General features: G+C 40.1%; 7 protein-coding genes and 2 riboswitches. All 7 genes read right to left on the bottom strand.

Annotation, left to right across the window (positions count from 1 at the left end):
* Window positions 1-402: 402 nt before the first annotated feature.
* Window positions 403-1737, bottom strand: a complete 1335-nt coding sequence (locus FQ087_RS21320) for an NCS2 family permease (RefSeq protein WP_149582609.1) — start codon at window positions 1735-1737, stop codon at window positions 403-405.
* Between the two features lie 167 nt (window positions 1738-1904).
* Window positions 1905-2006, bottom strand: a riboswitch (purine riboswitch).
* On the bottom strand, window positions 1998-3305 hold the full coding sequence (gene guaA / locus FQ087_RS21315; protein WP_223145625.1) for a glutamine-hydrolyzing GMP synthase: 1308 nt from the start codon (window positions 3303-3305) through the stop codon (window positions 1998-2000). Its footprint overlaps the riboswitch before it by 9 nt.
* Window positions 3306-3490: 185 nt before the next feature.
* A riboswitch (purine riboswitch) is annotated at window positions 3491-3591 on the bottom strand.
* Window positions 3592-3622: 31 nt separating this feature from the next.
* Window positions 3623-5818 carry a transglutaminase-like domain-containing protein gene (locus tag FQ087_RS21310; protein WP_149582607.1) on the bottom strand — a complete coding sequence of 732 codons (2196 nt, stop codon included), beginning with the start codon at window positions 5816-5818 and terminating at the stop codon, window positions 3623-3625.
* Entirely contained in the window at window positions 5815-7020 is a 1206-nt protein-coding gene (locus FQ087_RS21305; protein WP_149582606.1) for a DUF58 domain-containing protein, read from the bottom strand. Before FQ087_RS21305 ends, FQ087_RS21310 begins: the two co-directional genes overlap by 4 nt.
* The gene (locus tag FQ087_RS21300) at window positions 7017-7967 is read right to left on the bottom strand and encodes an AAA family ATPase (RefSeq protein ID WP_149582605.1); all 951 of its coding nucleotides are present in this window, start codon (window positions 7965-7967) and stop codon (window positions 7017-7019) included. The genes FQ087_RS21305 and FQ087_RS21300 overlap by 4 nt, the downstream gene beginning before the upstream one ends.
* A 140-nt stretch (window positions 7968-8107) precedes the next feature.
* Window positions 8108-8932, bottom strand: a complete 825-nt coding sequence (gene nadE / locus FQ087_RS21295; RefSeq protein WP_149582604.1) for an ammonia-dependent NAD(+) synthetase — start codon at window positions 8930-8932, stop codon at window positions 8108-8110.
* Window positions 8933-8947: 15 nt separating this feature from the next.
* Window positions 8948-10417 carry a nicotinate phosphoribosyltransferase gene (locus FQ087_RS21290; RefSeq protein ID WP_149582603.1) on the bottom strand — a complete coding sequence of 490 codons (1470 nt, stop codon included), beginning with the start codon at window positions 10415-10417 and terminating at the stop codon, window positions 8948-8950.
* Window positions 10418-10638: the final 221 nt, after the last annotated feature.

The raw sequence follows: 10638 nt of genomic DNA, 5'->3' as shown, positions 1-10638 counted from the left end.
AATAGAAGAAAATGAATAGCTCATTTCTTGCTGACTAAGGAGGAATCAAATTCCTCCCCCGAATCCGAAGATTCTAGTGTGTGTTTTTTTCGTCCGACCGAAGCCGACTTACTAGAAACGTTTTGCTTAAGTGCGTTAGCACTCTCGCTGTATTTCATTGATGTTTTGCTGTTCAGTTTTCAAGGTTCATTTGTTGTAACTTGCTGTCGGTATTTGTCGTTCGTTCCCGACTGCTTAATTAATATAACATCACCTAAAACATATGTCAACAGTTTTGTATACTTTGTGTAAAGTTTGTTGAGTCTTTATTGATCCTCACCACTTCAAGACTTAAAATCATATGCAATAACCCATAAAAAAACGGCCCCTAATCAAGGCAGGTGGCCGTTTCATACACTTTCATTACTTTATGAATACAAAGTACAAAACAAAGATGAACCATAAACCATACATAATTGGATGCACTTCTTTTCTACGCCCACTTACAATCATTGTAAGTGGATAGAAGATAAAACCAATTGCGATACCCGTTGCAATACTATAACTAAGCGGCATTGCAATAATCGTGAAAAACGCTGGTACTGCGATTTCAAAACGTTTCCATTCAATATTCCCTAATGAAGACGCCATTAGCACACCCACAATAATTAAGGCCGGTGCAGTTACTTCCGACGTAATAACGAACAGCAACGGTGAAAAGAACAAAGCAAGAAGAAACAGAACACCAGTTACAATAGAAGCAAACCCAGTTCTTGCCCCTGCAGCTACCCCCGCAGTTGATTCAATGTAGGAAGTCGTAGTCGATGTCCCAAAAACCGCGCCCGTAACAGTTGCCATCGAATCCGCGAGGAGCGCTTTACCAGCCCTTGGCAACTTATCATCTTTCATTAAACCAGCCTGATTCGCAACAGCGACAAGTGTACCCGCCGTATCAAAGAAATCAACAAATAGGAATGTGATAACAATCACAAGGAATTGAGTTGTAAATAACGAAGCAGGGTCTTGGAATATCGCTTCGAATGCAGCACCAAATGTCGGAGCCACGCTCGGAACGCTAGAAACGATTTGGGTAGGTAAATTGATTAATCCAAAAATCATTCCCACTATAGTAGTCGCTATCATTCCGTAGAATATAGCACCGTTAATCTTTCGAACCATCATAATTATTGTAATAACAAGCCCGAAAATTGCTAGTAAAGTTGGACCCTTTGTTAGGTCACCCAAAGCTACGAGCGTATTTGGATCTCCAACAATAATATTGGCGTTTTGAAATCCGAGGAATGTAATGAAAAGGCCAATACCCGCACCTACAGCATATTTAAGTTGTGCCGGGATTGCATTAATAATCGTTTCACGGAGACCTGTTAGTGATAAGACAATAAATATAAGACCTGAAAAAAGTACGCCTGTTAATGCCGTTTGCCAAGGAATACCCATACCCAATACAACACTAAATGCAAAGAATGCATTTAATCCCATACCCGGCGCAAGTCCAATAGGATATCTTGCGATAAGCCCCATGAACAGAGATCCAACTGCTGCAGCTAGTGCTGTTGCGACAAATACAGCACCTTTGTCCATACGCATCTCATCAGGAATACCAGTTATACCGTCAAGTGACAACACTAAAGGGTTGACGACAAGAATATAAGCCATTGCAAGAAATGTCGTCAGTCCCCCAATAATTTCTCGGCGGTAATTCGTTCCCAACTTATCAAACTCAAAGTATTTTTTCATATTAACTCTCCCTTCATCTCAAATTCCACCGATTAAACAACCCGGTGACTGCTGATCAACAAATAGTTTTATAAGAACATATACTTTCTGATGAAATAAAAGAAAAAAAGAAGCATGCGAAATTACTTCGCATGCTTCCACAAAACAAATCCAATATAAAAGGGTTGTCCCCTTCTATATGAAATCGTAGTCGGAACATTTAAGGTGTTCCGGTAGAAACTTCCGAGCCATATTCTCGGTTTTATACGATGTTTTCTATTTTATTCCCACTCGATTGTGCCGCCCGGCTTTGGAGACAGGTCATAGCATACGCGGTTTACATTTTTTACTTCGTTAATGATCCGGTCAGTGATTTTTAGAAGAATTGGCCACTCGATTTGTTCCACTGTCGCCGTCATCGCATCTACTGTGTTAACGGCACGAATAATGATCGGGTATTCATACGTTCGCTCGTTGTTGCGTACACCGACAGATTTGAAGTTTGGAACGATTGTGAAGTATTGCCAAACTTTCTGATCCAATCCTGCGAGTGCAAATTCTTCACGTAAAATAGCATCTGATTCGCGCACTGCTTCAAGACGATGAGGCTCAATTTCACCTAAAACGCGCACACCTAGACCAGGTCCTGGGAATGGTTGGCGGTATACCATATCATGTGGAAGACCTAACTCAACACCACACGCACGTACTTCATCTTTGAATAATTGGAATAACGGCTCCACTAATTCAAATTGCAAGTCTTCTGGAAGTCCTCCAACATTATGGTGTGACTTCACAACCTTATGCGTTTTTGTACCAGATTCTACGATATCAGGATAGATTGTTCCTTGTGCCAAGAAGTCAATTCCTTCAAGTTTACGCGCTTCTTCTTCAAATACACGAATAAATTCATTGCCAATAATTTTACGTTTCTCTTCTGGCTCGTCTACCCCTTTTAGTTTACCTAAGAAACGCTCGCTTGCATCCACGTAAACAAGGTTACCCCCCAAGTCTTTTTCGAACATTTGAACAACGCCCTCAGACTCGTTTTTACGCATTAAACCATGGTTTACGTGCACACAAATTAATTGCTTGCCGATTGCCTTAATTAATAATGCCGCAACAACAGACGAATCTACACCACCTGAAAGAGCCAATAATACTTTCTTATCGCCTACCTGTTTACGGATTAAAGCAAGTTGATCATCAATGAAATTTTTCATATTCCAGTTAGCTTCCGCCTTACATGTATTGAACACGAAATCTTTTAACAGTACTTTCGTTTCCTTTTCACTTGGCCATTGCTCGAATGTTTTAAGTGCTTTCGTAGAAGGATGACCCACACTAATAACCGGAATGTTTAAAGCGTATATTCCATCTAATACATCAATCGCTTCACCATCAACGATATTATTCTTACCACCATTTAATATAATTCCTTTTACCGTTTTTAACCCTTCAATCGTTTGTGGTGTAATATCATGAGGGTGAATCTCACTATATACACCTAAATCACGAATCCAACGGGCTAATGTCGTATTCTCACTACTACCTAAATCCAATACTAAAATATTGTCCTGCTTCAAGATGATACAACCTCCTTTTAATTTTATTATTCCAGCTTTTTTCAGCTACTTTACCGATTGTTTCATCGAGCAACATAACTATATTCCAAACGTCCCATAAGGTCTTTTCAAATAGAGAAAAACGCGTCAGAAAGTCCAGCTTTCTGCGCGTCTCATCATCTATAAAAAAGCGAAAACAGCTCATATCTATGAGCTGAATCCACCTGCATAGTCAAGTCATTTGTGGTGACTTGTAGAAACATCCGAACCATATTATCGGATATATATGAGGGCACCTTAGGCTTATTCTTTTTTCATTTTACTTCTATTTACGACAAAAATCAACCTGAAGTCCTATTAATTAAGTCTTCCCAAATTTCATTCAATTCTAACCAATCATGATCAGTAATATTTCCACCATACAATCCCTTTTCATATGCATTTGTAAGCATTTTCATTCTATCTCCACCGAAGTAGAGGTCGACATTTTTCGCATAATCAGCGAGCGTCATGCCACTTGCACGTTTCAGGCCAAAACGGTGAAGTTGCTTCAATAAACTCTTAAAACGTTTTGCAAATGTAACCCAGTCTTCTTCATTAGTACGATGGGCAAAAATTAGAATTTTAGGAAACCACTTCACTCTACCTACGAATAATCTCCAACAGACTAAGACGCCTATAAATCCGATTATTCCTACTATCCAAATATTATCTTCGATCCAAGTACCGATAGATTTGAATAACTCACTACTTTTGTATTGATTTCCCTTCTTAACTGGCTTTTCGACTTGCTCTTTCTCTGGCTGTTCCGGCTCTTTTACTTCCGGTTCTTCTGAATCATTAAGATCCAACTCGATATCATATTCGACATCCGTCAAGCCGCTAAATCCAATCGTTGGTTCATAAGGCATCCAGCCAATGCCAGGCATATATGCTTCAACCCATGAATGCGCTTCATTATTCGTAATTTGATAAACCTGCTCATCTGCATCATTTAGTACAGATTCCCCTGGAGCGAAACCTTTCACCCAACGAGCTGGAATGTCAATTGCGCGCAGCATAACAACCATAGATGTGGAGAAATTATCACAATAGCCCATTTTAGTATCGAAAAGAAATTGATCTACATAGTCATCTCCCGCCTTCGGAATAGCGACACCTTGCTGCGTGTAGACAAAACCATTACTCGCAAAATATTTTTCAATTGCCTTGGTCTTTTCGTAAACACTTTCATGGTTCTCCGTAACGGTTTTCGCAAGATCCTTCACCCGCTCAGGTAATTCAACTGGAAGTTGTAGGTACTGAGTTAAATCTTCAGCTACCTCTGAGTAATCTTCCATCCTTGTAGCTCTTAATTCTTTTAAACTATAAATGGGCTCCGTGAACTCGACTTGATAAGAGTCCAGGATACCTTCCTTACCACCGATTTCTGTATTGTATTTTCCTGACGCTTCTGAATGTTGAAATACAACATTCTTTGTCGCGTATACTTTATTCATCCCGTATGGATAAACAATGAAAGGAAAATCTTCCGATACCTTCAAATCTGCAAGCAATTGGGGAGTAGTTGGCACCTGTCCTTGTCTTTCAACTTCCCCCATCTTCATGCCAGGAGTATAACTAGTCTGGACATCATCAGGAGGCACCTGTTCCCACCCTTTTGACGTATATGTGTTTTTTGTTTCAATTTTCCAGTATTGTTTACTAGCAACTTTTGCTTCAATAACTAGTGTAGAATCCTGCACAAACGAACCGCCTAGTGTCGCATCATTCGAATCGTATCCACTTTTAGACTCTCCCACTCCACTTCCTTCACCGCGACCTTGTACAATAGATTCAAAATAAGGAAGCGGATCCGGCCAAATCGGATCCTGTTTTGGAAGAAAATTTGCAAGCGTCCCACTTAAAACGACTGCGAAAAGAAGCGGAACGGAAATCCATAGAAATGCACCTGTTGAAATAGATGTGTTGTGCTTCTCCGCAAGCCTAGTAATCGCAAGCAAACCAAGAAGTAATAATCCCGTCACCATGATTCTGAAGATAGCACCGCCTGCTGCATATCCGCTATAAGTATCTATGAACGCTATAAATAAAACAGTCATGATATAAAATAGCAATATACTTTTTCTCACTTCAATCCAATGACGGATAAGATAAGTCGTCATCCAAAGCAGTGAGAAAAACAACATAGTCCTGAACGGATTCGTAATACTTTCCCAGTCACCACTCGCGATAATCGGACCATTGGAAAGAAAGTCACTAATTAAGTGTACAAGTGTTTCCTTTGTAAATAGCACCTTTTCTCCAAACACATAATGGGTCGCAGATATAACGAAAAATAGTTTTACAGGAACGACTATCCACCACTTTGCTTTAATTAATGCCAAAGTAAATGACAGAATGACAAATAATGAGAATAGTTTCAAATAGTCCGAATCGGTCAAGTCAATAATCGGAATTAGCCATTCTCTTAAAAGAATGAATGCAAGTAAATACATTATTAGTAGAAGCCGCCTGTCAATTCGTGTTCCGGTCAAAATCGCACCACCTCACTGAAAGCATCCGTAAACTGTTCTCGTCTTAATAAATGCACGGTAATTCCCTTTGACTTTGCTGAACGAATATCTTCTTCAATTCTTTGGAACGTCGGATCATCCCGTTCCACGACGACCAAGCAAATGATAGATTTAACATTTTTCACACTACGCAGGACTGATTGGATGAAAGGTCCATCCGGGTTCCCGGTGATCAATACAATACTGCCTCCTTGCTGAAATGCAGTGTCAAAATCAGCTAGCGACGCTTCAATTGTCGGTTTAATTTTCGCCAAGTGAACTAGCGCCATATGAAGTCGCTCTTCAGATTGGATAAAAGGGAATAAGGAGGGTTTAGGACCTGATGTCATCAATGCAAGACCTGCCTGATGACTCGATGCTTCTTTCAATATTGAAGCAGTAAGTTCCACTAACTCCTCAAACATTTTTGTTTGTCTGCCATCCATGATTATAAACAGCTCTTGTGACCGTCTATCCTCAAATTCTTTTGTCATCAAGGTCTGCGTTCTAGCAAATGACTTCCAATGAATCCATGTCATCCGATCGCCTGATTGATAATTACGTACTCCCGTCGCCATCGTCGTATCTTTGATGATATTTAATGGTGAGGCCATCGTACCTTGATCATATTGTGTATCGAATGGTACATAATGAATACCTGTTATTTTTGGAAACACAAGAATCGTGTTTTCCGCTTCAATGAATCTCGTTTTCCGAAACCATCCAAAAAAATCTGAAACCTCAACTTCCAAGCCCTGAAGTACATGTTCTCCCCTGGGCATCTTTTCGATTTCATATTCCCATTCAACTTCTTTGTGAAATCCAAAAATAAATAGGTGCTTTAACTTTGCAACCTCCAAAATAGCTAGTTCATGCTCTACCCATTTGTCACTCGCAACGGTATAAAGCAAGGGGAATCGATCTCTACGTTTAATAGATAAAGTAACAACTAACTTCTCACCATTTTGCACATGAGGTGTCTTAATGGTACGTTCCACAGTCATATTAGACATTGGGTAGAAAAATAGGAATATAGAATAGATAGCGAAAGGCAATATGACATAAAAAATCGTCCAACTGACCACACCGCCTTGAAACATCGCAAAAACAAATGCGGAAACCAAAACGAACAATACAAATAGTAACCGACCCGAAATATCGATTATTTTTTTAACAGTTGTCATTTCAACTTAACCTTATCCACTGGCACACGTACATTAGTCAAAATTCGTTCTACAATTTCAAATGTGGAAATTCCTTCATACTTAGCTTCAGGACGCAAAATCATACGATGTCCAAATACGAATGGCGATAAGTACTGGACATCATCGGGTGTAACATAGGTTCTGCCTTTGATCATTGCATACGCCTGACATGCTTTCATAAGCGCAAGTGATCCACGTGGACTTACCCCTAAATAGACATATGGATTATCACGTGTCTGCGAAGCACATTCCACGATATATGACTTAATGGTATTATCGACTTTAACCTCCGTTACAGCCTTTTGAAGTTCGATTAATTCTTCAAGTGATATTACTGTTTCCAACGTGTCAATCGGAACGGCTTTCTCTGCACGATCAAGTACTTCAATCTCTTCTATCTTTGTTGGATAGCCCATTTTCAGTTTGAATAGAAAACGATCAAGTTGCGCTTCAGGTAACGGGTATGTCCCTTCATATTCAATCGGATTTTGTGTTGCCATGACAAAAAATGGTTGCGGAATCCGCATCGTTTCGCCATCTATCGTTACAGTGGACTCTTCCATCCCTTCTAAAAGGGAGGATTGCGTCTTAGGTGAAGTTCTATTAATTTCATCGGCTAAAATAATATTCCCCATGATTGGTCCTGGCCTAAATTCAAATTCCATTTCTCTTGGATTATAAATTGAAACACCAAGAACATCAGAAGGAAGCAAGTCTGGTGTAAATTGAATACGCTTAAAATCTGCCCCAATTGACTTGGCCAACGCTTTTACCATCATTGTTTTCCCAACACCAGGAACGTCTTCAAGCAGGACATGACCCCGGGCAAGGAGTGCGGTAACACTTAATTCGGCAATATTCCTTTTCCCAATCATCACTTTTTCAATATTAGCTAAGACTTTTTCAATCATCACTTTATGCGTCATTTCAATTCCCCCAATTGTATATAAGGCTTTATTTATCCGAAAATTAACAAAACATACCTTTATAGTACAGGATATCTAATTTTCGAACAACTTAAGCGTTAAGCGGAAAATAAAAAGGCCCCTCATAGGAGCCCCATAAATCATTTCCAAAAATCATCAAAAATCGTGATAGGCATGTGCCGTTTATGTCTTGAACGAAGAAAATGATTCTCTATTGCTGTACGAGACCCTTCTGGTATCGTTTTCCCCTCAAGGTAATCGTCGATATCACTGTACGTGACGCCAAGCGCAACTTCATCAGGTAGAGCTGGCTTATCTTCTTCAAGATCCGCCGTCGGAGTCTTCAAATAAAGGTGTTCAGGGCAGCCAAGTTCCTTAAGCAATTGTTGCCCTTGCCGCTTGTTCAACCTATAAATCGGCATAAGGTCAGCTCCGCCATCCCCGAATTTCGTATAAAATCCGGTAATTGCTTCCGCAGCATGATCACTCCCAAGAACGATGCAATTGTGCATGGCCGCAACAGAGTATTGAACCTTCATACGTTCCCGTGCTTTTTCATTTCCTTTAGCGAAATCGGTCAACACAATGCCCGCCGTAGTCAATGCACGTTTACTCGCATCGACAGCTTCTTTAATGTTAACTGTATAAATCATCGACGGCTGAATGAATTCTAATGCATCCTGGCAATCCTCCTCGTCAAACTGAGAACCGTAAGGCAACCGGATTGCAATGAAGTTAAAGCGAGTTGTTTCCTCTTCGCCATTCAACTCATCAACAGCGAGTTGAGCAAGTTTTCCGACAAGAGTCGAATCCTGTCCACCTGAAATCCCAAGAACGAAGCCATTTAAAAAAACATTTTTCCTTGCATATTCTTTCATGAAGTCAATCGATTTCCGAATTTCTTCTTTAGGATCAATAAAGGGTTGCACCTTTAACTCAGCAATAATTCTATGTTGTAGTGTCAATTTCAACAAACCTCCCTATTCGTTAATAAAGTCTTCCACCATTTCCTGGACTTCCTGGATGTTGCGCAACTTATTATCCCAACATTTCTGGCTTAAATCGACCGGATACTCTTCAGGATTAAGCGATCGTTTATATTCATCCCATAATAACCCTAAGTTGTCTTTGGCATAATCACGCATTTGTTGAAGTGTAGGATTATCGTAAATGACATCCCCATCTTCAATAACTTTCACATGCAGATCTTTCGCTTCAAAGTTCGTAACAAACTTCGAGATGAATGTATGGACGGGGTGGAACATTTTGAGGCGTTTCTCAGATGCAGGATTTTCATCATGCATCGTTATATAATCCCCTTCAGCCTTACCATTTTCAAGATCAATAATCCGGTACAATTTTTTCCGTCCAGGCGTCGTTACTTTTTCAGTTGTTGACGAAATTTTGATGGTATCTACCATTTCACCTTCATCGTTTTCGATGGAAACAATTTTATAAACTGCCCCAAGCGCCGGTTGGTCATATGCTGTGATCAATTTTGTTCCAATTCCCCACACATCTACTCTCGCACCTTGGGCTTTCAAGTTAAGAATTGTATATTCGTCCAAATCATTCGAAACAACGACTTTCGCTTCAGTGAATCCAGCCTCATCCAACATACGACGCGCTTCTTTTGACAGGAATGAAATATCCCCGCTATCAAGGCGGACACCGATGAAATTGATTTTATCACCGAGTTCTTTTGCAACTTGGATTGCCGTTGGAATCCCGATTTTTACAGTATTATAGGTATCGACAAGGAAAACACAGTCCTTATGGCGCAACGCATATGCATGAAAGGCTTCGTATTCACTTTTATACGCCTGGATCATTGAGTGGGCATGCGTCCCAGCAACGGGAATATCAAATCTTTTCCCTGCTCGAACGTTACTCGTTGCTTCAACGCCCCCAATGAATGTAGCACGTGCACCCCATATTGCTGCGTCCATCTCATGTGCACGGCGACTGCCGAATTCCATCACTTCTTCGTCCTTTACAACTTGTTTGATGCGGCTCGCTTTCGTCGCGATAAGCGTCTGGTAGTTGACGATATTAAGTAAAGCCGTCTCAATCAACTGCGCTTCGATTAGTGATGCTTCTACCCGAATAATTGGCTCATTCGCAAAAACAAGTTCCCCTTCTTCCATGGAGTAGACAGTACCGGTAAAGCGAAGTTCTTTTAAATAAGAAATGAAATCATCTTTATAACCGAGATCGTCCCTCAAGTATGTAAGATCACTTTCACTGAAATGAAAATCCTTCAAATAATCTAGAACCCGTTCAAGTCCTGCAAATATCGAATAGCCATTACCAAAAGGCAGCCTTCTGAAAAATAACTCAAAAACCGCTTTACGTTCGTGTATACCGTCTGCCCAATAGGTTTCTGCCATATTGATTTGATATAAATCTGTATGTAAAGCCAAACTGTCATCTGCATATTTCGAACTCATGTCAATCTCCTTCTTCCGCATTCTAATGGTACCAGTATACACTAGTTACCCTAATTCCGACCTAACATAACATGATTCAGGCGTTCGTGTCGAAACTTTAAGTTTCATTTCATTTTTCTTTATCCATTATAAAAGGCTTCCCGTTGATTTGTTCAGCGGAAAGCCTTTTTTCTATCTATATTTTTTAAAATGATGAACCCTATTGAATTCTCTACCGCGAC

Origin of the sequence: Sporosarcina sp. ANT_H38 (assembly GCF_008369195.1) — a bacterium.
Taxonomy (GTDB): domain Bacteria; phylum Bacillota; class Bacilli; order Bacillales_A; family Planococcaceae; genus Sporosarcina.
The sequence above is the reverse complement of the archived record's forward strand: the minus strand, read 5'-3'. Positions and strand labels throughout refer to the sequence as shown.